The organism is Nostoc sp. LEGE 06077, assembly GCF_015207705.1.
Taxonomy (GTDB): domain Bacteria; phylum Cyanobacteriota; class Cyanobacteriia; order Cyanobacteriales; family Nostocaceae; genus Nostoc_B.
On record NZ_JADEWI010000076.1, the window covers coordinates 1 to 25,885 of the forward strand.

Sequence of the window (25,885 nt, forward strand, 5' to 3'; positions counted from 1 at the left end):
AGATATATGATATAAAACAACTCTCTTAAATAAGATGCAGCAAGTTCTGGCGATATTAGCATAGTTTGTGTTTAAGTTGAAGCTGTCTTCTCAGAATGTTTAAGAGATGCGACCGAGCAAGGAAGTTGCACAATAATGGGTCACAGAAATCTTATAGGCAAAGGTATCGAGCGAAATTATCAAATTTTTCTTAACTGAGTTTCTTACTTGCACTCTATTGTATAGATAGCGAATTGATTTTTCTAGCAACGCATAGATAAAAATCTATGCCAAAACCAGATGATAAATCTAGGATTCATTGTACGAAAACGGAAAAAATCTAGGCTAATGCAAAGGTTTGATTCATTGTTAGGCGATCGCTCCGATTCTAAATACTGACATAAAAGTATAAATTTATACAAATTAACAGAAGAGTATTTTTAAGTACACTTTTATCGTATGTTTTGTCGGAGAAAAGATAATGGTATATTATTTTGTATTCTCCCCCAGTTTGCTGTAAACTGGACAATCAAATTTCCAGCGATGCGATCGCCGATGATTGTGAACAACCCCCAAGTAGGTGAGTTACCACCAATAAAGCTAATTCCGTTGAATGGTGAAACAGTACAAGCGTTGCCGCATAAATTGCCAGCGCGACCAACAACAGATATTCGCCATGTAAAGGTATTAGAATTTTTACGGAGCAACAATCTGTCGGTAAATAGCCGGAAGTTGTACGAACGGGAACTGAAGAGATTTTTGGGATGGACGCAACTGCACTACAATGAGCTACGCCCACGTCACTTGGCATTATATAAGGAATATCTCCGCGACGAAGTACAGACTGATACAGGTAAAAAGCTGTCAAAAAGCAGCATCAATGCAGGGATTTCTGCGCTGAAAAGTTTTTTTAAATGGATGTGTTACACGTACCCAGATATAATTGCTACGAATCCGACACTGGGAATAAAACTGGAAAAAATTCCGTTACCACCAGCCCAAAGTTTAACCCCAGAACAGATGGAGAGGGTGTGGGGGGCATTAGAGTTGTTAGGAGAAACGAAGCCCAGAGATACAGCACTGGTACACATACTCTGTCATGGGTTGAGGGCGGGGGAAATTGTCGAATTAAATGTCGGGTCTTATGATGGCAAGCTGTTGTTTTTGCCAGATACAAAAACGAATGAACCTCGCTTAGTGCCACTGAAGAAAGAAAGTCGAGAAGTATTAACTGAGTATTTGCGATCGCGCAGCGAACAGGGTGAAGAACTAAACAGTCTGACTCCGTTGATGATTTCACATCACGCCTCATTTAAAGGAGAACGCTTAAGTTATCACGGAATTTACTTTGCTGTAGAAAAAATAGGTGAACTTGCTCTCATTGAAGATTTACATCCCCACTCCTTTCGGCACACCTACGCCACTGATTTATTATTGTTGGGCGTTGACCCAAGTCATGCAAGGAAGCTGACAGGACATCAAAGTGAGAAGGCATTTAGACGGTACACACTTCGCTCGGAACAAGAAGCGGCGATCTCGGCGTATTATCGGGCGATAGGTGAAGAAGTGGAGTAGGGTATGCCGAAACCATTAGATCCCAAGTGTCAGCTATGTGCCAAAATGCCAACATCGAAAGCAAAGGTACTGCATGGTAAAGATGGGGATGGCTGCTGGAATCCAAATGTCTGCCATAATCGCCGTTCCTTTTACCGTCGTCGAAAACAAGATAGTTCTGGGATTGAAAGTATACAGGTGGAAGCACCAGCAACACATTATGCAGTGCTTTATCTTTACAAGGAAGCGGGAGATAAACCCCTACACGCCTTGGGTGCAGAATTATGGCTGGGTCAAAAGCCAATCTGTCGTCTAGAGCCGATTCACTGCTTTGGACTGACGGCGGGTAAGATACGGGCGTACACGGATAAGGTGTTACAGGCGTTTGCAACAGAATATAATGTTACGCTGTACCAGTACAAAGAAATGTTCGAGATAGTACCAACTCACTGTCCAGTGCGACCTTGCCCCTTGCATCCAGAACCATGACCAGCTATCGCCAATTAACAATCTGGGATGTACTCGATGAAATTTCCGTTGCTCCGCCCACCGCATCACTAGCTCCGGTGTGGGAATGCTTAGACACTCAACTGGAAAATTTACCAACCGAAGCGCAGTTATCAACCGCAGCAGCAGCATTTTATCAAATAGCAGATATTCTCCTATCTCGTGCTGGGTTATTGCTAGAAGATGTAAAGGCTCAGAACGATACAGAGGGGCCAGTTATCAGTACTGATATCTTTGCTGGTTTGGTAAGAACAACGATGCAACTGGATTTGGATGACTTAATCGAAGAACCACCACCGCAGATATTTAGAGCGCATGGGTCACACCATTTCACTTATCCTACTACTAGCATTGATTCAGTAGCGGCTCCTGTGACCAAAGAGAACGTTTTGGCAATGCTAGAAATTGAGACTGTAGAAGATGTTCATCGGCTGGCAGGGGATGAAGATGTACAAAAATGGACTGCTGAGATCGCCAAATATCTTGCACATACCAAAAGAGAAATAACGTTAACGAAACTACAACAGGGGTTGAAAATGCCAATGGTGGAAGTGTGGCTGGGATTATTGCTGGGTGGCTTTACGTTAGAGCAACGAGGGGATTTTTATGAAAATAAACATATTTGGGTATTAGGAAATTCTGCTCAGAATTAACTAAGGCTATGCCAGAATGGCAATTGTGGTGAGATTTGTTTTGGCGATCGCAATTTTCCTGTTGTGGCTGTGGTTTAGGTTGTGAGGCTGGCTTTTGAGCTTCTTCACACAGTTTGGTTTTATTGCACCGACTTACTTAACAATTGCCAATTAATTTGAACTTTTACGGAACTCTTAACAGGATACTTTTTGTTAAGAATTCCTTTTTTTGTGAAAGCACAGAGAACCTCTATAATTCAGAGGTTCTCGTATCTTTTGCCAAATGTTTTTCTAGCGTATAAGGACAATCTGGAGCTTTAATTCCATTAGCATAAGGCAATTGATAAAATGCCCACAACTGCCACCGCAAGACATCAACTCCAATCGCAGTACTACCGAACTGAACCCGACAGTCTTTGTTTGGGTTTTCACTAACTCTAGAAATTATGGTATTTATCGCTTCCATTTTCAAATTATTGGTGATTCCCATTGGAACTTTCGTAAGCCACTGCTTTATTTGAGGGGATTGTAGCCAATCTTTGATTTGGTCATTAGTCGGAATTAGTCTATTTGCTGATAATGTTAGATTGTCGTCATCTTGATTAGTTTGGTGTTGAAAAAATTGGGAAAAGTTAGAATTTATGTTTGACATTTTTGACTAATGATGAGGGATTAATATTTATTATATACAAATTAACTTCAATGAATAAAAAACTAGATTATCTATTAAATAATTAAAATCAATAAAAACTCAATTGGTTCTATATTTAAAAGTGTAAAAAAAACAAAATCAACTACCTAAATATGTTATAAATATTAAATAAATTCATCATGCAAGTATCTAAATAAATACTATGCACCCAATAGAGTTTAAGAAAAAATGGGGACTAAGCTATCAGCAACTTGCTTCTGTTCTCGGATACGAAAGTGATTACACAGTGCGCTGCTGGTGTAGGGATGGAAAAAAACATCGAAATCCTCAAAATGTGGTTCTTGTGGCTTGCAGTCTTCTAGATGAGAAATGGTCAAGTCAAGGAAAGAAAATAGTTGCTTCTGACTTATAAATAATTTTAGTTCATGGCAAATGCCCCTTTCCTGCTAACTTGAAAGGGGTTATTTTTATATGCAGTAAACTCTAAGAGATTCGCGGAACAAATGGAAGCAGGAGGTTTATTTTGTCGGTATGAAGAAGAATTAACAAGACCGCAAGTTGCTTCTAGAATGGTTCCAGCAGTTACCGCTAGGCAACTACTGGAATACATCAATATTGCTCGCAAATACGAGCCAGACTTTGAGAAGTTCACCCATCCCAAAACTGGTGGAATCAATGGGTATGCGAAATTGCGCGAATACCATATTCCGGTACTTCAAGAAATTCGTTCGCTGGCCAGAGAACATACTTTGGCTGAGATAGAGGAAGAATTCAGAAAAAGGGCATCAAAAAGAGAGTCAATTCAAAATTCAAAAATAAATTAGTTATGCTGAATTGCGTTTAAATTATGACTTCTGACTCCTGAGTGCTAAATTCTTACTTAAGTTTTGGAACTAAAAAAAAGTCAATAGATAAAAGGAGGAATTAACTTGGCATCTAATACTCAAATTTTGGCAAGAGCTTTAGGTAGATTAGGACGGAAATACCAGCATCATATTTATGCAGTTGGCACAGCTTTGATTCTGGTATTACAAGCAATGCCAGCCCACGCATTCGGATTGTTTGACCCAGCACAGATAGCCTTAACGTGTATGTTTGGAGGTACATCTTCTGGGACTGCTAATGCAGCTATTAGTGCGCTTCCAGCAGTGATAAATGCCACAATCACAGTGATTCTTTTTATCTACTTTGTCGCTTCTGGTGTAAAAGTAGTGAACGCATTAGGAGACGGGCAAGAAATAACACAAATAGTACAACAGCCAATTGGAATATTTTTCGTGACATTGGTATTGTTCATCGCGCAAAATATTCTGTTTGCGAATGTGACAGCAGCTTGTACATGAAGAAAGAAATCAAGCAGGTGAATCAATCATTAGGAAAGAATGCCCAAATTGGAATATTTACGGGATTCCAATTTGCGATTTCTATGTTGTCATTTGGATTAGGATTTTTCCTATCATTCCCACTAGGTGTGGGAATGATATGGAGCATTCTAGTTGGCATTTGGTTCGCTGTGACAGCCATAATTTTATCGGGTCAAAGACCATATTTATTTTGGTCGAGAATTTTCCCGAATGTGCCATTTTGGACACGAGGGTATATCAGGTATTCTTCCCCGATAGAGAAGAGAAAAGCCGGGGCAAAAAAAGTTGGGTTATGACATTAAAAAAAGGTAAAACTAAAAGCCAAAAACTAAATCCTTTTGAAGACTTGCTAGACCTGACTACCTTAGTGAGATTGAAGAAAGGAGGATATACAATAGGGGCTTATTTGCTAAGTAAAAAGCAAGTAGGTGATACTAACAATACTTTGCAGCTAGTATTTGGTTATAGGTGTAGGGGTATTCACCCATTATTTAATTCAGATGAACAAGTAGAACAGATCGCTCAAGCATTCGAGAATGGTTGTAAAGAATTCGCTCAAGGGGAACGCTATACATTTCGCTGGGGTTCGTTTTGCAATGAAGAGGAGGTGATGGAGAATTTTCGCCATCGTTTAAGTAATCCAGTAAATGATGAAAGTGAGTTTTTAGATTGGGGGTGTGTATCTCGGCTCCAACAATTAACGAGACAGAAAAAGCGAAAAAATATTGCCCTAAACGTTTACGCAACGTTCACTGTAAAACCAGGGGGAACAGAAGCTGGAGATGCAGTAGATCGGGCAATAGTCAACTTATCGAATTTTCTCCAAAGAAGATTTACGCCGACAGGAGGGACAGAACTGACAAGGAAAAGTTTGATGCAGGTTCTGGAGAAAGCGATAAATGTTTCACTCAGACATCAACAAATCTTGTCGTCCATGTGTCTAAATCCAACGCCGAAATCTGAAAAAGAATTGTGGCAAGATTTATCATTTCAGGTGGGAGCAAAACCAGTAAAAGTCCCTCATACTCTGGTGTTCAGTGATGGGAATCTGTTAGAGGAGTTTCATGAAGCTGTACCAGACCCAGGATACTACCTAGATGTCCCTCACATATCTTCGGTGCTGCTAAACAATGGTATCCCCTTTGCAGATCGCAAATGGGTATGTCTCTCCACGCCAAAAAATGGTCAGAAATATGTGGGAGTGTTAACGCTCACACAAAAACCAGAGGCGTTTGTCTCGACAACGGCGCAAGTGCGATTTCTGTGGAATATATTCGCCAGGGAGATTATTTATGATATTGAGATAATTGCAGAGATTAGCCCAGCTGACCAGAAAATAGTTAGGTTAACCCAGCAGCTAATCACAAGGCGATCTCGAAATGCCCAGATGAGTGCCAGTAAAAAAACCATCGACGTAGCATCACAGATTAATACTGAATGGTCAGTAAATGCTCAAAAGCAATTATATACAGGTGATGTGCCAGAAAATGTGGCACTCATAGTCTTGGTTTACCGTGATACACCAGAAGAAATAGACGATGCTTGCAGGTTGATTTCAGGATATGTAAATCAACCTGCGGAATTAACTCGTGAGATGCAATATACATGGCTGATTTGGTTAGAAACCTTGCTGTTGAGGCAAAGACCACAACTAACAAGTCCATATAACAGGCGAACATCATTTTTTGCCAGTGAAGTGATTGGCTTGACTCCGGCGGTGCAGACAGCCTCTGCTGACACCCAGGGATTTGAGTTAATCTCCGATGAGGGACACTCAAGTGTCAAGATTGATTTGTCCAGAACCAAAAACATGATGGTGATTGGGACAACGGGAAGTGGGAAATCAGTTTTAGTCTCATCTATTATTGCTGAGTGTTTGGCATTGGATATGTCAGTTTTAATGATTGATTTGCCTAACGATGATGGCTCAGGTACGTTTGGAGATTTCACACCGTACTACAATGGTTTTTACTTTGACATTTCCAAGCAATCGAACAATCTTGTTCAACCATTAGATTTATCAAAAATTCCATTAGAGCAAAGAGAAGATAGAGTAAAAGCCCACCGGAACGATGTCAATCTCATAGTCTTGCAGTTGGTTTTAGGTTCACAACAGTTTGATGGGTTCTTAGCTCAAACAATTGAATCGTTAATTCCGTTGGGAACAAAGGCATTTTACGATCATCCAGAAATTCAACGCCGTTTTGAGTCGGCCAAAACAGAAGGGTTAGGTTCAGCAGCCTGGGCGAACACACCGACTCTAGTTGATCTGGAGCAGTTTTTCTCGGCAGACTGCATTGATTTAGGGTATGAGGATGAGAATGTCGATAAAGCGCTGAACTATATTCGCTTACGGCTTCAATATTGGCAAGCTAGTTCCATCGGGGACGCAATTTGTAAACCTTCAACTTTTGAAACTGACAGCAAGCTGATCACCTTTGCGCTGACTAACTTGCAATCAGGTAAAGATGCAGAGGTGTTTGGGATGTCGGCTTACATCGCAGCTTCTCGCCAATCCTTATCTTCACCCAATAGCGTGTTTTTCATGGATGAAGCCAGCGTACTCCTACGTTTCCCGGCGTTATCTCGGCTGGTGGGACGTAAATGCGCGACTGCCCGGAAATCTGGATGTCGGATTATCCTTGCAGCCCAGGATGTAATCTCGATTGCCAAATCAGAAGCCGGAGAGCAGATATTACAAAATATGCCTCTGAGACTGATTGGGCGAATTGTTCCAGGAGCATCTGGTAGTTTTTCGGATTTGCTGGGCATCCCTAGAGAAATCATTGATAAAAACGAAACCTTCACTCCCAACGTTCAACAGCTATACACGTTATGGCTGCTGGACTATAACAACAAATATATCAGATGTCGCTATTATCCGTCCTATCCCTTGCTGGCTTTAGTCGCCAACAGCAGGGAAGAACAAGCGACACGGGATCTGTTTAAAGAACGTTACAAAAATAAGTTTGAATGGGTAGCAGAATTTTCTAAGTATTACGTTGATTGCATACAAAGAGGCAAGCCATTATGAAAAGTCTATCCACACTTATTCAAAACAAAATCTTGTTAGCAATATTAGCAGGAGTTTTATCAATAGGGAGTTTTCAAGTTTGGAAATATAACCAAGAGAAATATCAGAAGTTTGTTGCTAACAGAGAGAGAGAATGCGAAGTTGATTTGTCTCAAGCAAAGATATCCGTCAACTACAGCACTAGTCTTAAGCTTTTAAAGTACAACAATGTAGTTAGGAAAGGTTTAAGACAACCAGGGTTGACATCTTCTTTTACAAAAGGTGCAGGCTATGTACTTCTTAAAACAAAACCAGACTATTTAATCCCTCCTGATGTGGAAAATTATAACAGTCCATTTTTTAAGAGCCTGTCAATTGTTCATGATTCCCCGCCACAACCATTGATGGTAACAGCCATATCTGTAGACGTTACGAAAAAAGAAGCTTTGGTTTCCTCTGACTGTTCAAAAATGCCCTTTACAGTACCTTTGGAGAATTTGTATGCAACCTATCAAACAAGCGATATTGATGACCCTCTTGGCTTCCCAAATCTCCTTAATTAATTTTCCAGTAAAAGCCCAAACATCAGATCCCAATGCTGTTGTAGTTGATACTGGTGAATCGGATGTTGATGTACCTAACCCAGTAAAGAAGATCGAAAAGACGTTTCTAGAAAAAACATTAGATTTGTATATAAAAGGTCAAGAATATTTAACAACAGCACGGAAATATATTGATCTCGACGTGAAAAAGTTCAGCATCAAATGGGAAAATATCAACACTGAAATAGGAAAAGCCGTTGATAAAGCCATCAAAGATGGGCAGAAAGACCCATATAAAACTGGTGATGGCGTTAAAGATGCTGTTTCGGATCAAGAAGATCCAGATTTAATTGATACTCCTCCAGAAGTTCAAGGAGAGAATGCCGAAATAGATGTACATCAAGCATACACTCGCGCACAATCTCAAGCAGTTTTGGGGATTGATGGACAGAAAAATCAAGCTGAAGAGGCAGAAATTTCTAATACTGCTGTAACAGATTCTTTAGAACAAGCTGAAACTGCTCAGAAAGATGTTATCACCCAAGATATTCTCAAAAAAATGGCTATTCAGAATCTACAAACAGCCATGCTTGCAAGAGCTACTCATGGCGAATCCCAAAGACAAACACAACTTCTAGCAACGTCAAACATGAATCTGGCTGATATATCTGGACAAATGAGTGTTGAGGAGAAGAAAAAACAGGCAGAATCAACAGCCGCATCAAGAGAAATGCTACGTGCTGGGGCTGCTTTAGATGCTTTTTGGAAAAATCAATAATCTTAGAATAAATTCGTCAAAATACAGAATTCAGCAGTCTTTTTAAAAATGTTAATACCTTTTATCTTGGCTCAATCAAGTGGTCAACAACCAGGACATAATACAGGAGTAACTGCTGCTAGAGAAATTGTTGAAGGTGCTGAAAATGGCTCAGAGTTGATTGTCAATGCGTTTAAGCAAGATTGGCTAGATTTCGCAGCAGGTCAAAGCCCAGTTTATTTAGCAGTTGTATCAGTATCGATGCTAATTGCTGTAGTTTTGGTCGCATTTTGGTCACTAGGTTGGTATAGACAGATTAGTGATCAAGGCTTTTCGTCTAACGTTGTTAGTGAGATGGTTTTTCCACTTCTAGTGATTTTGCTCCTCTCTAATAACGGGGCAATGTTAGCTAATTCAACATTAGCATTGAGAAATGTGACAGTTAACTTAAATAGTACTGTTTTGTCGATAACTAAGAATGGAGTTACTCTCAATGTTGAGGGTGCAGAAGGGATAGAGGGGGGACTTGGACAACCAAAACCCGTATCTTTAGCAGTCTCGGACAAAGATAAACAAACCAAAAAAACCGAAAATCCTGATTATGGTCAAGCGCGTGTTTTAGTGGGTACTCGTACAGAAGGTAGATTAGAAACGCCAATTGTTTGGAGTAGGAGTAATCAAAATCAATTAAATCAAAATTATTTGATTCAATTATCTAAGCCATTAAAAACCTCGACTGGCAGTGAAGTATTGCCGAAAGGGTCTTATATTGTGGCTCAAATTCGTGGAGCCAGTCAGTCAGAATACGTTCAATTGCAAGCGGTTACAGCACTGGTGAATAATAACGGGAATACAGAAGAAAAAAGTATTCCTGAAAGCTCGATTTTCATATTAGCCAAAAATGGCCAGCTTTTAAAAGCTCAATCCCGTAAAGGCAGTGATTTAAGCAGAACAATTTTTTCAGCAGTTTTGAATGGAATTGCCAAAGCTGCGGAAATTCAAAATCGCCCTAATAGCCAAGTTTCTACTAATTCTAATGGCTTTTCATCAAGCACAATTACAAATGATAATAAGGATTTACTGGCTGGTTTTACTGAAGGAACTTTAGGTGAAATGGTTCGAGGAATTCAGACAAATAATCAACGGCAGAATCAGCGACTGCAATCAGAAGATGAAGTGTTTGTAATTGAGGCAGGAAAAGAAGTACAGGTATTTGTTAATGAAACATTTAGCTTATGAAATATATTCAGAGGGAACAGGGGAAATTCTGGCTTTTAAGCATAGGATCTATTATTTTGATGAATGCTGGTCAAGTCTTGGCGATTCCTAGCAGGACAATTTACTCACAAGATATTCAATCAAATAGTGTGGAGTTACGAATTTGGAAAGGTTATGGCGTAACTATTAATTTTATTCCTACAGGCGAAACTATTAAGCAGGTCTGGATTGGAGATCCAAGTCGAATTGGCTTTACTTCCAATGGAAATTTATGCACCAAAGATGCCAACCAAGAATGTGATGGAGGGGCAACAGTTTTATTCTTGAGGCAAATTCAACCAATTAATTTTCCTCATTTAACATCAAGTAGGGATGGTAGCACCCAAATTACTATCCTCACAAGTGGGGCTGATGGACAAAAGCAGTATCAATTCAAGCTAATCCCGGCTGCTGGTCAACCAAGTTATACCAGTCTTGTGATTAAACCAGATTCAGAAAGACCAGCAACCCTTTTAGTTAATAGACCACTGACTAAACCAATTAATCAACAGCAAAAAGTCGGTTCTGTCACTCCTAAACTTGTTGTTACTGAAACCGTTATTTCCGATGTTGCTCAAACAGCGATGCCTGCGGCAACTCCAGAGGGGAACGCAGATCAAACAACAACTCCAGAGATAGCTGTGACTGAATCTGTTACTCCTACGATTACTAAACCATTAGTTGCAACTGGTTCAGTGCAAAGAGATGATGCGAATGCTGTTGTGGCTGGTCTAGTCATAGCGCATCGTAATGGTCAGATTAAGTCTGGTTCTACTATCTGGAAGAAAGTTCAAGATGCAATTAAGTTGTTGCGACAGGGTAAGAGCCGAGAAGAAGCGGTTTCTAAATCGGGGATTTCTCCTGGGGTGTTTAATCAACTGATTGAATGGGGAAAAACTTCATGATCCATCTTAAACACTTATCAATAATTCTGACTGGATGCCTGTTATTGAATTTCTCAACAGCGATGTCTGCAACAACCCCAGGGGGGAACGCTGTTGATGAAACAACTGGAGTACCAACAATTGCTTATGAGGAAGGAAAACGTCAAGCTAAAGCACCTGACTGGTCAAAAATTACCTGGGCTATGCTGCCAGCACTTCAACAAGCCGGCTACCTCAAAGTCTCAAAAGAATATGTAGTGAAGTTTGGCTATGACCCTTCTCGCTCATGGAATGCTGGACAAAAATCTGATTCTGTAATCATGCTAGGTGATGCTGATGACGAATTTCGATTCGGATATTTTACTTTAGATGATATAGCCAAGATTACTTCTGCCAATCCCAAGGCTAAAGACCCAACACTAAAAGACGTGGGCTTTGTCAAGTGGCAGACGACAGCATCATTAGTTAAGGCAATTCCATCATTAGGAAATCTGCGAGTTGCCCAAGTAAAACCGATTTTGAAAGTGCTGGGCAAATATGATTATCTACCAAGTTCGTGTCGTAGCGGGACTATTTCTCAATGTTTGCGTGTAAATCCTAAAATCGGTGAACGTCCTTTAGGAGATATTGATTTAGATAAATACTCAACAAGTGATATTCCCGGCTTACAACAGACTCAGATTCGGAAATTTAAGGAATGGCAACGCACTTATATTAATCAAGTCCCAAATCTCAACCAAGTTCCCTTTGATAAAATGCCAAATCAGATTAAATCTGGTACTAGTTTCGTTGGTATTGCTTCAACTGTATTCGGGAAATCAGAAAGAGGTGATTCGAGGGTAGGGGATGCTTATTACATTTCCGGTAGTGTTGTCAGGGGGGACAGCACCAAATTTAAAGCCTGTGAAACAGGTATTGAATGCTCCTACTTAGAATTAGGCGATTTGGGCGGGAAGCGTGGAGCCTTATACGGCAAACGTTGGGCATCTGGTTCATCGCAACAAGTAAAAGGTGGTTACGGGTTTCTAGCTGGAGTTAATGGGGGTAAGGAGCCAACAGGCAGACTTGTTTATGGCAATGGATTTAAGGTAGTAATGACTGGCGCAAACGAATCAACGGGAACGGCAGATTTTGGGTTATTTTTGAGAATCTGCGTTCGTCCGCCGTTTCAACAAAAGACTTGTACACCATATTTTATTGGCCCAGCGCCGTGGATACCAGTCAAAGAAAATGATTTAGTTATTCTAGGGACAGGGCGATGACAAAAACTACCGCTTCAGTCAACCTAAATCAATTTGTACCGCCAGGACTTGAGTCAGCGTTAATTTCACCTGCCGGATTAGGAATAGTTTTTTGTGGTTTTGTTATTGTCATAGCCAAATATATTGATAGTAAAGGAGGAGGGAAATTAGCGACTGCTAGATGGGGCGGTAGTAGCGAGAAAACATCTGCTCGTAAACTGGGGTGCAAACAGATTCAGGCAAGAAAGCACAATCGAGTGTCTTTATTTGTGGGAACTCCGGAAAATACCAAAACTGAAATGGTGAAGGGAAGAAGAATTACACAGATTCCCGAAGATAAAAGAATACTATATTTACCAGAGGCACAACGGGGAATTTTAGTAGCTGGTGGCCCTGGAAGTGGGAAATCATTCTCGATGGTGACACCATTGCTGCGTTCGGCAATTGACCAGGGGTTTCCGGTAATCCTCTATGATTTCAAGTATGCCGAGCAAGAATCAGCCACAGCTGCATCGAAAGGACAAGCCCCATCATTGGCGGGATATGCAAAGCAGCGTGGGTATAAAGTGACGGTGTTGGCTCCGGGATTTCCAGAATCAGCAGTTGCTAACCCTATCGATTTCCTGCGGAACAATGAAGACTCAGAAATGGCACGTCAGTTGGCCATTACATTGAATCGGAACTTTCAACTTGGTTCTGACAGTTCCGGAAATGATTTTTTTACGAATGCTGGCGACCAACTGGTACAAGCTGTATTTATGCTGGCGAAAGGCACAAAGTACCCAGATATCATGATGTGCCAAGCCATCTTGGGACTGCCTAAATTAGTACATCGAATTGAACAAGCCGAAGACCTGAATTTCATGGTCAGAGAAGCCTTTGCACAGTTTGTTTCGGTTGCTGGCAGCCCGGAAACAGCAGCTAGTATTGTGGGTACTGCCAGTGGGTTGTTTAGCCGATTCATGGTTCCGGCCGCACTTGCCGCTTTCTGTGGGCAAACTAATATTCCCTTGGATTTGAAGGGTCGGCAGATGGTAATTTTCGGGATGAACAAAGAAAAGCGTGATGTAATTGCGCCTCTGCTCGTTTCGATTTTGCATCTATTGGTTAGTAGAAATGTCGCTGGTAAACGTACTTGTCCTTTGGTATTGGGAATTGACGAGTTACCTACACTGTATTTACCTGCCTTGGTAGACTGGCTCAATCAAAATAGGGAGGACGGGCTGGTGTCAATCTTGGGATTGCAAAATCTATCAATGCTTGAAGAAGCTTACGGGGAAAACACAACTAATGCCATTTTCGGTGGTTGTGCTACTAAAGCCTTTTTCAATCCACAGGATGACATTGCTGCGGAACGATTTAGTAATTTCTTGGGGGATATTGAGATTAAGTATAAACAGCGCTCTCGCTCTTCTGGGGGAAGTGGAGGAGCCAGTACCTCTAATTCTGACCAAAACAGCACTCGCAAACTATTTGAAATTAATCAATTTAATACTCTACCAGAGGGAAAAGCAGTAATTATTAGCCCAGGATTTCGCTCTCGTGGTCAGATAAGTTTGCCGATTTTAGAGAAAATAAAGATTCCTCAACGAGATATTAAATCCGAAGCTCAAAGTATTAAAGTATGGTATGAGTTTCAAAGTAAGTTAGCATCGCAATCTACTCTCCAAACTCCAGCAAATGAAGAGATGAAAGTGCGACGAGAAGAGGCTCAAAGATTGCTGCCTTTGATAGAAAATAGGCAACAACTAGAAGAAATTGCGGCTTTAATTTAGAGAAAAATTCAGGAGAAGAATATGCTATCAAATTATCCATTATCTGATGAGGATTGGCAACAAATTGCCGCTAAACTTCCATCTGATGTTGCATTATTAGCTCATAAATATCCCTGTGAAATTTACAATGCACTTGATGCTTGGGATGATGAACCTTTGCCCAACAACTATATTCCCCAGGCTATAGATGTTTATAACGATGTTGATGATGAGGCTGTTTTTCAAGTGTGGGAGGGAAAACTAGAGCGATATGTTCCTAGTGAAAGAAAAAATGCCGCAGCCATTCAAGTAGGAATTGATGGCAATTGGGTCTATATAGAAATTGAAGGTAAGGTGATTCTAGATAAACTTGGTGGAGTCATCCTACCATTGGTAAATGTCACGGAATCTTCGGTTATTGAGCTTCTATCAAAGCAGATATAAAGACAGAAATAAAATTATGATTGAAAGTGGAGATGCTGGTGAAATAAAACGGGATTATTTAGAGATTTTAGAATCTTTACTTAAACTGATTCAACAGAAAGCAAAATCAAAAGAAATAAAAACTAGTGATGATGTAACTATTAATGTTGGTAGAGAGAAAGTCTACAAAGGTGTTATTGGAGAAAAGCCATCCAAAAATACACTGACTCCAGAACAAGTTAACAAGATTAGCATAGCTATCTCAGACCCGAAAAAATCTCAGGGGACAATTTCAATTAAGATTGGAAAGCAAGAAGTTTTTCGTGTTCAAGATGGTCAGGTTAAAACTGATAAATTAGGCTTGGCTCCACTAGACCAAGCTCCAGCCCAGAAAACGGCACAAAAAAGTCAAATTAAAACTCTAGATAGTGTAGAAACGCTCCAAAAACAAATTCAAGATTTACAATCCAAAGTAGAAGCACAGCAGAAACTTATTGACGGTCTTCAAGAAAACCAACAGACACCTGAATTGGTTTCCAAATTAGCTGCTCAAGTTACTGAATTGAGTAAATCATTAGAGCAACAACAAAAATTCATAGAGAATATCCAAAAAGCTCTTTCAGAAGTAAATGAACGTTCTCTAGCGCCTATTCAAAATACTAAACTTCAGAATTTGGTAGGGACGGTTGAGAAGTCCCTAAAACAAACTGCCAAAAAACTACTTGTTAAAATTAAAGATGCGTTGGCACCCGCAGTCACAAAGCTTAGAGGTGAAGTAAATAAACAAGGCAGTGACTTAAAACAAAAAATAGACGCACGGGTGAATGGTGTTAAAAACATTGTTAATCAAAGGGTTCAAGGGGTTAAATCCAACATTAATAAATCTGTTGATCATGCTAAATCTAAGGCATTTGAACAAAGTGTTAAAGCACTTATTAAGATTTTTGGTAAACCTAACCCAGATGGTTCTTTAAGCTTCACAAGTTCTAGTTTTGATTTTGAACAGCAAGGTGAGCGTGTAGTGGTTCGTGCTAAAAACGGGGATACAGTTCTTGAGAATGGAGAGTTATCATCTAACCTTTCACAAGGCCAGTTAGAGGCACTTGATAAAGTACAGCCTGTTGTTGATCAAGCTAGTAGATTTCCAGAGAATGCCCAACAGGAAGTTCAAACGGCTTCTAGAGGGAGGCGGATGTAGTTCAATAATTTGTTCTAAAGTTCATCCTGTCAATTGCAAGAACATGAGTTGCCTGTTGCCTGTTAAGAGTTCCCTTTTAATCATCAAGATAGTCAAAAGCTCCATAGTGTATCTTCAAGCTAATCAGAAATAAGATTGTGCCGCCTATAAACTGATCCGTTCGATTGCCGCATCGGAGATCAATATGTGATCAACGTCTAAACCCACGTTGTTGTCCATTATCTTGACCGGGGTCTAACTCCTTAATAATCCGGGCTTTGTCCTCTCTAATTAACAGTCGAACCAGATCCATTCTCTGTTGAAAGTTCAAAGGGAAGTCAGCTTGACCGACAGAAGAGAATAACTTTTTGACTTCCTCGCCTTTGGATTCTTCGCATGAAGCATATCTGGCTATTTCCCTAAATAAAGGTATAAGCTCTGACTTCTCTAAGCTCTGGATTTTCTGTTTGAGAAGTAACCTTAAGTCTGTGATAAGTTTTTCCTTTTCAGCAGCTTTTTGTTGAAGAGTATTCAACTTATCAAATACAGGTTTGAGTTTTTTGATAGTATTCGTAAATTCGGTATTCGACTGAGATTCAGAAAGCTTCTTGATCACAGTTGGTAAATTCACGAGTGCAGACTCAATGGAAGACTGCTCAATATAGTTGACTATCGCATCTACAGCTTTTTGTGAGAGTTGTTGTTTTTGCTGTTCAGCGATCGCTGATGTAAGTTGGTCTAATGTAATTGCACCTTTAACCAAATCCTGTTGATATTGTGATAGTTCTTGGATTAGACGAGGTAATGCTTCAACCAGAATAGAACTTATTTCTTCTCGCTCTACAAAATTGGCGATCGCTTCCATTGTTTTTTGGGTTGTTTCTGGAGCGATGGCCTTTGTCTGCGGTTGTCCTGGGAGGAGCGAATGACGAATCTTAGTTTGTAATCCTTCTAGATCAATAGCTTCGGCTATCTCTGTTATTTCTAAAAAGTCAGAAATCGCATTTATGACTCGTTCGTTGGTATCTGGTTTAAGATTGACATCACTTGTTGGGCTGTCAGGACTTGCTGAATCGAGTTGGTGAGCGTTTCCTGGGATGTCCGCCCTTCTCTGACCTCGAAGCTCACTTGATGTAAGGCTTCGGTTAAATTCTCTAAAGTCGGCTTCAAATTGCTCGACGGCTTGTTGTTCAATGTATCTGCTAATTGCTGTAAGAAGTTCGTGTGACTTGTCTTCAACTCGTTCAGGTTTAGGGTTTGGCTCGTTGACAACTGCTCGATTTTCTGAATCAACTGTTGATGGTGAATTTCCAGTTGCTCGATTTTGGTGGAAAGTTGCTCCTGGCTGCTCAACAATTGGTTGATCTTCTCGATTAACATTGCTGTTTCTCCTTGTGGTTGATTGTTGGGGTTGTTGATGGTTGTCATGATCAGGTTCCTTAATAGGTGAATTAGGTGAAGTTGCTAATTTGTGTTGGACTTCTTCTGGTGTCAGCTTACGCGGTGGTTGGTAAGCTGTTTTTTGTTGTTGTCGATTGTGATATTGCCAATCTCGTAAAGAACGAGCTTCATAGTTTACTGTTTCATAAGCTAATGCCCCCTGTGCAACTAGAAAATCATCTACGCCTTTGTCTGGCCCCGGCAGAGTTACCACTTTGACAGAACATCCTTGCTGATGCAGTAGCCAGCCGGTTGTAGAAATATCTCGCTTGATGTTGACAATGGTTTCTGGTTTAGTTTCATAGTCAAAGCAGAATTTGATTTCGCGGTTTGGAGTGGCGAAAACTGCCAATTCTTTATTCAAATAGGATTTACCAATTTTTTGACCATACTCGTCTTTTGGAGAACGGTATCCCGCAGAGATCCCTGGTAATCCAATGGCGGCATGACCTTGGCTCAAAAGACTAGCCGCTTTTTTGGCTCCCTCAGTAATTGTGACTGGTAAATTATATTTCCACACGCAATACCAAAATCCTGAATTGCGATCAGCTACGCTGGGCGTTCCGCCATCGCTATCGCTAGGGCTAATTCCTGATTTTTGGTAGATGTGTTCGGCAATATCTGGCGGGACATCTAGTAAAAAGATGCTTAACTCAACCTTGGGTGGATGTTCGTATTTGATGAATTTCCCATCAATAATCTGATTATCATGATTTTTCTTCGGTCGAGGTTGGTTTGGTTTATAGCATCCCCACAATTTTTTGTCAGGTTGACTTTCTGAGTGTAAATCAGCAAATTTACGTGGGTCTACTCCGGCATCACACCACCAGCCACCCGCATCCAAATGAGAATATGCTTGTATGAATCCTTCTTTTAGCCGTCCGGTATTTGTACGCTCAAGTTTTTCGCTGATCATGAGTCGTTCCCAAGCTTCATGTTCACCGCCGACATAGTTAAAGTGAAGGCTCTCAAAATTTAAGGCGGCAATCTGTGGGTGAATGGCGCTTTTCTCTACCAGTTCTTTCCAGTGTTCTTTTTCGATGTGATTTGGTGCTGGTTCCCCAATAGCTGGATTCCAAAATGGTTCAGTTGGGATAAATATTTCTGGCTTCGACTTCAGTATTGGTTTCTCAAAAACCTTAACCTCTTTTGGTTCCTGGTCTTTTTCCTCAACTACTCGCTTCAAAACTGGCGCTACAACTGGAGTAGATGGTGCAACAGTAGTTTTTACCGGAGCCGCAGCAACAGCTACCACCTGTTTTTGTTCCTGAGCCTGTTGGCGCAATAACTCTAGGGCATTTTCTTTAGCCCTAGACTCTTGTGCTAAAGCTACCAACTTCATTGGATCTTCGGTGTAAATCTTGAGTTCGTGTTTGGCGCGACTGGCGGCAACATAAAAACTTTCTTGTCCAATGGTAAAGTCTGCGGAGATTAGCACACGGTCAGCGGTCTTACCTTGGCTGCTGTATGTGGTGCTAACCAGGGCATAGTCCAGGGTTTGAGCCTGAGCTAAACTAATAGATTCAGTGCGCTCATCGTCATATTTGATGTGGACTAAGTTTGAGTCTATACCAGTAACCGTAAACTCCTGCCCGTTACGTCGTCCCAACTGCCTGTCATTTTTCTTCCATTGCAGGCGATCGCCCACCGCAATTTCAATCTGGTTCCTTTGATAAACCGCCGAATCAAAAGCCGTGTCTACCTCCAAAACCTGACTATCATCACCAATGAGTGTTAACTTGTCAGTATTTTGACCCACCACTTCATATAATTTACCCTTGGATAACCCCCGACGCTTGTAATTGCGTGTCGGCATGATCACATCACCAAGTTCAAAGTTATGGGCAAACTGCATCTGCACTTTCGACAAATTTTTTGCTTGCAATTGAGTGATAGTAGCAGTGTCTCCTAAACTCCCCTCATCTTTTAGCTTGCCTCGAATGGCTTGGGTTAGGGCAAGTCTTTCGGTGTTTGTGCCAGCTAAAACAAGGGTTTTGAGTCGTTGAAGAGGTGTGCCTAATATATAGTCACTAGCGATCGCTTCAATTTTGGACTCGACATCTACAGTTTTTATAGAACCATTGGCTGATAAATGCTCGAAACCTGCTTTAGTCCTACCTTCAGCAATTAAATCCACTGCTAATTTGAGTTGGGGGTTTTTCTGGCGCAACGACTCATTAAGGTGTGCGGTTTTAATACCGGCCTGTTGCAAAGATTTGAACGGATTCCCAGCTTCTACTGCTGACAACTGGCGAGTGTCACCCACAAACAGTATTCTGGCTTGTTCTAGGTTTGCTCGTTGCAACAGTGCATGAGCATCTTTGGCACTGAGTAGACCCGCCTCATCCACAATCCATATTTGATTTGGTTCAATTTCTGGTGGCGATTCCGAAACCAAAAGTCTAGCAACAGTTTCAGACTGAATCTCTAACTCTTCACTCAAAACTTTAGCGGCGGTGGAACTGGGGGCGAAGCCTTTGATTGTGTATCCAGAATTGGCAGCGATAACTGCGTTAAGCTCCGCTAACGCCTTCAATTCCTTGAGGGCGAAAGTCTTACCAGCACCAGCTACTCCCTGCCACGCAATAAACTGGTCTTGTGTCAAGGTAGCTAATTCTACTGCTTCGCGTTGCCCTTGGTTCAGCAATGTGTTATTTAAAAGGCTTTCGACTACTTCAGGGTGCGAAATTGGGTTAACTTTACCTTGTCCCTGCTGCATCAAGTCAATAGTTGCCAACTCCCGCCGCACTGCCGCCATCGTCGTAAATTGGTGAGTCAATCCTGGTAGACTGATTAGTTCCTGATGTTCTCTAACCAGTGGTTCAATCGCTGTGACATCAGTTGCTAACCTCTCTTCAAGGATGAATTTTTCTAACTCTTCTAGTTTGAAGGCAACATTTCTCTCACTACAGTGTGCGATCGCATTTCCTAACGCCGCGGCCAAACTCTGATCATCAACCTCTGCACCCTGTTTTGGTTCCCCAGGCTTGACAAAGGTAATCCCTAACGCCTGTGCTTCTTCTGACCAGTATGCTTTTAACACTGATTCTGGTAACTTTTCTTTGCGTTGTCTGGTTTGATCCCAGATTTTCTCACGTTCTGCCCAGGTGGAATTAACCCCAGCTTTGGCAAGTATTTGTTGTCGTCGTTTGGAAAATGCCTCTAAATCTTCTTCTTTAAAGCCTTTTATATCAAATTGCCCATGTTTCCGGGGTTCTATCTCATATCCCAGCTTCTGCACTTCACGCGCCAGATAGCTTTGGTATGCCATGCCCAAGAATTTCTTATTGGCGAATATTTCATTATTGCCTAGACTCAACCATCTACCATCAGGTGTTTGAGTCATATTCATCAGCAAACAATGGGTGTGCAGATGTGGATCTAGGTCACGACTTTCGATGTGGTCAAACTGTGCCACCACCAAGTTACCAGTCTTTATCCTATGTCTGCCATTATCATCCGTCACTCTGGTGTAGGCGTAACGCTGCTCTATTAGTTCTATGGTTTCTTTCAATGCCTGATGGTGAGCGTCGATTAAACGCGGATCTCCACCCACCAAGGCCATCAAGCTCACACTCTTGGGGGCAGAAAATGTACAGTCTAAGGCGGCGCGGCGTTCTTTCCCCTTTTCTTTGAGCATCCTGCCATTTAAGGACTGGCTTCCATCTGGTGACATTCCCTCAATCACATTTTTGAAAGCATCTTCGTCATCAACTGCACCAGATAATCCTAACTTCTCAGCCCCCTGTCCACTCCAAAGGGACTTCCCTTGATGATAGTAATTCTTGACGAAGTACTTCACCGCCATCTCTGAGGAGACGTTAGCCGCTGTTAGCATGGCGACCCCCTCACGACTTTACATAACTTAATACTCCTTTGATTGCCCCCTAATAAAATCTGGTTATTTTCTCTGCCAGGAAGATAATCGCGGTTTAAATAATGTTGAAAGTCAAAGCAAGTCCCCACTATCAAACTTAGTGATGCTTGACAGAAAGCGAAATGTTTTTCGTGGGACTTTGACTTCACAGAAATATTTCTTTCAAAGATTCCGACTTAATTTAATATAGCAAAATACTCAAAAAACTTTCCGCCAAATATGGCGTACTGTGCGTTAAAATCAAAAATTAAGATTACATATAATTGCCATAATAATATCGTGAGTAAGTCGTGTAGGCATCTTGTGTTCATCACAGAATTAGCATAAAAGCCATTTTTAAGAAATTATAAGAAGTACTGAGAATTGACTGATTAATTACATAAACAAATCAGATATTTCCCTTGTATTTTTGTTTTTTTACTGTACAATTAACAGAGAAATAACGCATTAGCAAAAAGCTGTACTGATGTGTTTTAGTACTAAAATCTGCCCTACTGAATTATAAAAGTGAGGTGGTTCTGATGAGTCTGCTAAGGTTAGTTGTAGATCCAGGTGGTTCATTATTGAAGGGGTTTTACACGTTAGATCCCTTCAAGCCAGAATTAATTTTGATGGAGCCAGATGTAACGACAGTCCCGTTAGAAAGTTTAGAGAATTATGAGCAAACGAAGATAGGGGAGTCAAACCCTGAGAATAGTGCTTGGATTGAATATCAAAATAAGTGTCAAGCAGTAGGGTTCTTAGCCAGGAAGCGTTTTAATTCTGATTTACAATTGCAGAAGCGCAAGTTTGAGTTAGCGTTACCCAAGGTGTTGGCAATGGTGGGAGCGATCGCTGACAAACACGAATTAGAGAATGGGACAGCAATTCATTTAGGGATTTTGCTGCCTTGGGGAGAATATCAAGACCGGGTGTTATTCCAGGAGTTAGTAACAACAGCCCTTTCTAACTACAAATTCAAAGGACGAGAAAAAATATTTTCATTGGAATTATTTTTATGTCTTCCTGAAGGTGGGGGGATTTTCTCTAGAGGGATAGCTCCTGGCTCTAACTTAAAAGAAAAATCTTTTGCAGTAGTGATGTTGGGTTATAGAGATGCAAGCATTTTGTTGATTGACCGTGGAGAGATGAGCAAGGGTAAAACTGACCCTTTAGGCTTCTCGAAAATGGTGGAATCAGTGAAGCGTCAAACATCGGGATTGAACCTAGAGGAGTTGACATCGGCTATCTGTAAGTCTGGAAAAAACGCATCTCATAAAGCGTTGGGCGAATTAGCTTTAAATGTAGATCCAGTGTATAGAGAGTATGAAACTTCCAGAATTCGCAATGCTGTTGTGACTTGTAAAGAGGAATATTGGATGATGCTATCCAACTGGTTGAAGTTGCAAGTACCTCGTGATGTTGATGAAGTGATTATTAGTGGAGGGACGGCGCATTACTTCCAATCTCAGTTAAACAACTTGTTTTCATTCTCTCATGTCAACTGGTGTGAAATTTTAGAGAAACAACTGATGAATAGCTTCCCCCAAGCCGTGTCCAAGTCTCTCAATCACAGATTGACAGATGTTTATGGATTGTTTTTCTTTTTATGTGCCAAGGGAATAAGACAAAGCAAAGAGGTTGTGGGTGCAGGTGCAATACCAATTCAAAATTCAAAATGACGCTCGCGGACTCGCTAACGCTGCGCTAACAAAATTCAAAATTAAGAAATCTAGATTTGCTCAATGCTTCTGGGGAAAGAATCTGTATCAGAATGAAAAGTGAAATGGTGCAACAAATGGGTGAAAAGATTGAAAGAATGGATTACCGATGTCGGATTTCGATGAACAAAGAGCCGTTCAGCGTTGCCCTGATCAAATACATTAAACAAAGTAACGACATTAGTGAGAGAGAAAAGGTGTTATCTGCTTTGTCTGGATACTGGTTGCCTTTTGCTATAAAAGCAGACGGGAATTATTCGGAACAAGAAGTAAAGCAATCTGCCAGAAATGCTATTTACAAGCTGAACTTGCACATAGCGTATTTGTTTGAAGTGTTTTTACAAGAAAATATTCCTGTTAACAACTTTGGGCAAAATATTCCTGTTCAACCAATGGTGCAACAGGTGGAATCTCAAGTGCCTATATATAACGTGACAATGGCTAATGAGAGTTTGATTAAACCAGAACAACCCAGAGAAGGTGTAGATTTTTTGCCTTATCAACATGACAATCTTGTTGAAACAATGTTTTAAAACTTTTGTAAATAGGTAAGTATTCAGGAGTCAGGAGTGTTTAAAAATCAGGAGAAATATTTGAAAATCAATTTCTTAATTTTATAAATACTTATTTATTCTGACTTCTGACTCCTGGGTACTGAATTCTTACGTAAATAGAGCATTTTGGGTTTTGATATTTCATTTTTTGCTCAATAGCAATTGCTCCAGAAGTGCCGAAAAATCAAGCTTAAATGCTGGAAATATATTCATGCAAGTTGGAATGGTATTATGCCTTACACCAAAGAAGCCTTACAAAATATGTATTCTCTATCACTAGAGGATGTCTTAGCAACATTGACAGCTTGTGGACTGACTCATGACACACAAGAATATTCAGATGCCGATATTGAGACTAGATTTGATATTGTTCGTCAATTATTCAAAGATGGCCAAGCTTGTGATTATGAACAAGCTACAACACTTTTTCAACAAAGGTTAGATACCGACGATTCTTCATCTGAAATCAAGAACGGGAAAAAGTCTCGAAAAAAAGCGACTAAAACATTAGATATAACAGAACTGTTAATTCAGGCTCGTGAACAAGATTTTAGACTCACCCTGACACAAGCTTTAAAGATTTTGGCTTTCTGTGGATTAGGAGAAAAAGACGAATATACTCCAGAAGAAACCGAGCGTTTTCTTGCTACTTGTAATTTGGCTGGTGAAGAAATGCCTGATGTCTCAAGTGACATTGAAGAGATTACGAAAGAATCAGAAGGGGCGTTAGCTGGTTTAGTTGACAAAGTTACAGATAAATTTGTAGAAAAAATTCCTCCTGGACTTGTTAAACAAGTGTATGCAAAAAAAGCTTTAGCTAGATTAGCCGAACAACCAGATGAGAGTGAAGATTTCTTCGTGCAAATGGAAAGGAGGATTATGTCACGAATTGAGGGAAAGCCTTCTCCAATGCAAGCCTTATTAGAGAAACATCGGATGAATGTTTTACCTCCTACTTCTATCAAATCGATGCAATTGCCGAGCGCATCCGACAGCGATACGACTACCAGTTAGAACAAGAAATTGAGCAGCGAGAACGCACGATTGATATTCAGGTAGATAAGACATCTAATACCAAGGCTGTGAAATTAGCTTCTGAAAAGTTAAAAAATCTACAAGCCTGGAACCAAGCGCAAGAGAAAAAACAAAAACTCCGACAACAACGCTTTGAACAGTTTAAGTCAAATCTATTTTATTTTGGTCGGTGGGTTGGTTCTGGTCGTTCTGGAACTGCGATGTTTTTTACTTTTGCTGCTTCAACTCTGCTATGTGGTTTAATGTGGGGATTCAATGAGCCATCTGCCATCTCCTGTACTACTGAAAAAAGCTTGTGCTATCAACTGCGTTTGGATAAAAAATCTGTGATCTTACCATCTCAAGAGAAGCAGATACTCGAAAATTATAAACGCTCTCTAAAACAACCGCGTCGTCGTCAAAAATAAATGGAACTACAAAAGATTGAACTTGGTGAAGATTGGACTTCTGAGTTAGAAGAAACCAAGTTTTGGTCAGATTGGTCTGATGCTTATTTGCATACTCCAGAAGAACGGATTAATCGTTTAGAAATCTTACTTTGTCAGAAGGTTCAAAGAGGTGAAGATATTTCTAATTGTCTGGTAGCTTTGAACTTTCTGAAGAATCGCATAACTGAACAGAAATTAGAGGCAATTATCCTTAAACGACTTAAATTCAAATTAACTCTTGTTTCCTGGCACAAAGTTAGTCAGGCTGGTTTGGCTTTTTTGATTGTGATTGCTTGCTTTGGTAGCTTGGTTAAGTTGCTCAATGCATCGCCTAGTTCTTTATCTCAGCTTAGTGAGCAACATTCAACAAGAAAGATTCCAAGGTAGAATCTCAAACAATTGTAGATTATCCCCATTAATAAATTAAGGGGCTTGATTTTTCAATCTCACTGGAAAAACTGGGGACAAGTCGAAGGAAATGATTATTGATTGTCCCCAGGTAATTTTGATTAGTGGTCAACGACTGGTTGATTTTGCTCTGGGTAAGCCCATCAAAAGAACATCAACCTCGCTGTTATCTCAAGATATTTAGATGTACGGTGGCGTGTCTAGATCAAAAGGCAGACTGCTGGGTTCTTCACCGTTGCGTAAGTCTACTTCCATTTGCTGGCGGCGTTGTATGTATGTTCGGTTGGAAGCACGGAGTCTATTCATTTCTTGCTGACCAAAATTGATGCCGATTGCTGCTTCTCGCTCTGATACCCGATTATAGTTATCAACATCAATCTTCTTGCGCCTTTCCATTTCTTCTAGCCAGTTTTGACTAGTCCCCTTTCTAAGTTCGGATTCAACGTATTCGGCTCTAAGAGAACCATCAGGGTTGAACTGTTGTTTTTCTGTAGGAGTGAAGAAATCATAGGCAGTGTAAATAGGCCAAGGTTCGGGATATGTTTCGTCTAAAAGTTTCCATTCATCATATTGAGCCTTACATCTACGAGCATAACTGTCGATTGCTCCCTCGTTCATTCCCTCAGACAACATTTGTTGTCTAGCTTCATCTTTTAACGTTCCGTTTGCATTGAATTCTTTCTTGTGCATATTTATCCAACGCTTAA

General features: G+C 40.6%; 23 protein-coding genes. 20 read left to right on the plus strand and 3 right to left on the minus strand.

Annotation, left to right across the window (positions count from 1 at the left end; genetic code table 11):
* Nucleotides 1-534 precede the first annotated feature (534 nt).
* From IQ244_RS29110 to IQ244_RS29120, 3 genes are read left to right on the plus strand one after another with little or no spacing between them, the layout of a single operon-like run.
* On the plus strand, nucleotides 535-1,554 hold the full coding sequence (locus IQ244_RS29110) for a tyrosine-type recombinase/integrase (RefSeq protein WP_193900191.1): 1,020 nt from the start codon (nucleotides 535-537) through the stop codon (nucleotides 1,552-1,554).
* A gap of 3 nt (nucleotides 1,555-1,557) precedes the next feature.
* A complete protein-coding gene (locus tag IQ244_RS29115; protein ID WP_193900169.1) occupies nucleotides 1,558-2,022 on the plus strand; it encodes a hypothetical protein in 465 nt (154 codons plus the stop codon).
* Entirely contained in the window at nucleotides 2,019-2,693 is a 675-nt protein-coding gene (locus IQ244_RS29120; protein ID WP_193900170.1) for a hypothetical protein, read from the plus strand. Before IQ244_RS29115 ends, IQ244_RS29120 begins: the two co-directional genes overlap by 4 nt.
* A gap of 229 nt (nucleotides 2,694-2,922) precedes the next feature.
* On the opposite strand, the gene IQ244_RS29125 is transcribed toward IQ244_RS29120, so the two are convergent.
* Nucleotides 2,923-3,324 (minus strand): hypothetical protein, encoded by a 402-nt coding sequence (locus IQ244_RS29125; protein WP_193900171.1) that lies wholly within the window; start codon nucleotides 3,322-3,324, stop codon nucleotides 2,923-2,925.
* A gap of 503 nt (nucleotides 3,325-3,827) precedes the next feature.
* Here IQ244_RS29125 and IQ244_RS29130 point away from each other — a divergent pair.
* The 12 genes from IQ244_RS29130 to IQ244_RS29185 all read left to right on the plus strand — a co-directional run bounded on the left by IQ244_RS29130 (nucleotide 3,828) and on the right by IQ244_RS29185 (nucleotide 15,757).
* Nucleotides 3,828-4,148 carry a hypothetical protein gene (locus tag IQ244_RS29130; RefSeq protein ID WP_193900172.1) on the plus strand — a complete coding sequence of 107 codons (321 nt, stop codon included), beginning with the start codon at nucleotides 3,828-3,830 and terminating at the stop codon, nucleotides 4,146-4,148.
* Nucleotides 4,149-4,253: 105 nt separating this feature from the next.
* Nucleotides 4,254-4,667 (plus strand): hypothetical protein, encoded by a 414-nt coding sequence (locus IQ244_RS29135; RefSeq protein WP_228059223.1) that lies wholly within the window; start codon nucleotides 4,254-4,256, stop codon nucleotides 4,665-4,667.
* Nucleotides 4,664-4,984 carry a hypothetical protein gene (locus IQ244_RS29140; protein ID WP_193900173.1) on the plus strand — a complete coding sequence of 107 codons (321 nt, stop codon included), beginning with the start codon at nucleotides 4,664-4,666 and terminating at the stop codon, nucleotides 4,982-4,984. The genes IQ244_RS29135 and IQ244_RS29140 overlap by 4 nt, the downstream gene beginning before the upstream one ends.
* Complete coding sequence (locus tag IQ244_RS29145) at nucleotides 4,981-7,722, plus strand: helicase HerA domain-containing protein (protein ID WP_193900174.1); 2,742 nt, start codon at nucleotides 4,981-4,983, stop codon at nucleotides 7,720-7,722. Before IQ244_RS29140 ends, IQ244_RS29145 begins: the two co-directional genes overlap by 4 nt.
* A complete protein-coding gene (locus tag IQ244_RS29150) occupies nucleotides 7,719-8,264 on the plus strand; it encodes a hypothetical protein (RefSeq protein WP_193900175.1) in 546 nt (181 codons plus the stop codon). The genes IQ244_RS29145 and IQ244_RS29150 overlap by 4 nt, the downstream gene beginning before the upstream one ends.
* Entirely contained in the window at nucleotides 8,203-9,021 is an 819-nt protein-coding gene (locus IQ244_RS29155; protein ID WP_193900176.1) for a hypothetical protein, read from the plus strand. Before IQ244_RS29150 ends, IQ244_RS29155 begins: the two co-directional genes overlap by 62 nt.
* Before the next feature lie 48 nt (nucleotides 9,022-9,069).
* Entirely contained in the window at nucleotides 9,070-10,239 is a 1,170-nt protein-coding gene (locus IQ244_RS29160) for a TrbI/VirB10 family protein (RefSeq protein WP_193900177.1), read from the plus strand.
* A gap of 59 nt (nucleotides 10,240-10,298) precedes the next feature.
* Complete coding sequence (locus IQ244_RS29165; RefSeq protein WP_228059224.1) at nucleotides 10,299-11,162, plus strand: hypothetical protein; 864 nt, start codon at nucleotides 10,299-10,301, stop codon at nucleotides 11,160-11,162.
* Between the two features lie 62 nt (nucleotides 11,163-11,224).
* Nucleotides 11,225-12,403 (plus strand): hypothetical protein, encoded by a 1,179-nt coding sequence (locus IQ244_RS29170; protein ID WP_193900179.1) that lies wholly within the window; start codon nucleotides 11,225-11,227, stop codon nucleotides 12,401-12,403.
* Nucleotides 12,400-14,157: a type IV secretory system conjugative DNA transfer family protein gene (locus IQ244_RS29175; RefSeq protein ID WP_193900180.1), complete on the plus strand. Its 1,758-nt coding sequence runs from the start codon at nucleotides 12,400-12,402 to the stop codon at nucleotides 14,155-14,157. Before IQ244_RS29170 ends, IQ244_RS29175 begins: the two co-directional genes overlap by 4 nt.
* A 21-nt stretch (nucleotides 14,158-14,178) precedes the next feature.
* Entirely contained in the window at nucleotides 14,179-14,580 is a 402-nt protein-coding gene (locus tag IQ244_RS29180; RefSeq protein WP_193900181.1) for a hypothetical protein, read from the plus strand.
* 16 nt (nucleotides 14,581-14,596) lie between these two features.
* Nucleotides 14,597-15,757: a hypothetical protein gene (locus IQ244_RS29185; protein WP_193900182.1), complete on the plus strand. Its 1,161-nt coding sequence runs from the start codon at nucleotides 14,597-14,599 to the stop codon at nucleotides 15,755-15,757.
* A 190-nt stretch (nucleotides 15,758-15,947) separates the two neighbouring features.
* Here the strand turns inward: IQ244_RS29185 and mobF are convergent, their stop codons facing one another.
* Complete coding sequence (mobF, locus tag IQ244_RS29190) at nucleotides 15,948-21,014, minus strand: MobF family relaxase (protein ID WP_193900183.1); 5,067 nt, start codon at nucleotides 21,012-21,014, stop codon at nucleotides 15,948-15,950.
* A 560-nt stretch (nucleotides 21,015-21,574) separates the two neighbouring features.
* On the opposite strand from mobF, the gene IQ244_RS29195 reads away from it, so the two are divergent.
* The 5 genes from IQ244_RS29195 to IQ244_RS29215 all read left to right on the plus strand — a co-directional run bounded on the left by IQ244_RS29195 (nucleotide 21,575) and on the right by IQ244_RS29215 (nucleotide 25,157).
* Entirely contained in the window at nucleotides 21,575-22,714 is a 1,140-nt protein-coding gene (locus IQ244_RS29195) for a ParM/StbA family protein (RefSeq protein WP_193900184.1), read from the plus strand.
* Between the two features lie 92 nt (nucleotides 22,715-22,806).
* Entirely contained in the window at nucleotides 22,807-23,286 is a 480-nt protein-coding gene (locus IQ244_RS29200; protein ID WP_193900185.1) for a hypothetical protein, read from the plus strand.
* Between the two features lie 252 nt (nucleotides 23,287-23,538).
* Nucleotides 23,539-24,321 carry a hypothetical protein gene (locus IQ244_RS29205; RefSeq protein ID WP_193900186.1) on the plus strand — a complete coding sequence of 261 codons (783 nt, stop codon included), beginning with the start codon at nucleotides 23,539-23,541 and terminating at the stop codon, nucleotides 24,319-24,321.
* 68 nt (nucleotides 24,322-24,389) lie between these two features.
* Entirely contained in the window at nucleotides 24,390-24,749 is a 360-nt protein-coding gene (locus IQ244_RS29210) for a hypothetical protein (protein WP_228059225.1), read from the plus strand.
* The gene (locus IQ244_RS29215) at nucleotides 24,750-25,157 is read left to right on the plus strand and encodes a hypothetical protein (protein ID WP_193900187.1); all 408 of its coding nucleotides are present in this window, start codon (nucleotides 24,750-24,752) and stop codon (nucleotides 25,155-25,157) included. It abuts the gene before it with no gap.
* Between the two features lie 201 nt (nucleotides 25,158-25,358).
* Here IQ244_RS29215 and IQ244_RS29220 read toward each other — a convergent pair whose 3' ends face one another.
* A complete protein-coding gene (locus tag IQ244_RS29220; protein ID WP_322746122.1) occupies nucleotides 25,359-25,796 on the minus strand; it encodes a hypothetical protein in 438 nt (145 codons plus the stop codon).
* Between the last annotated feature and the right edge of the window lie 89 nt (nucleotides 25,797-25,885).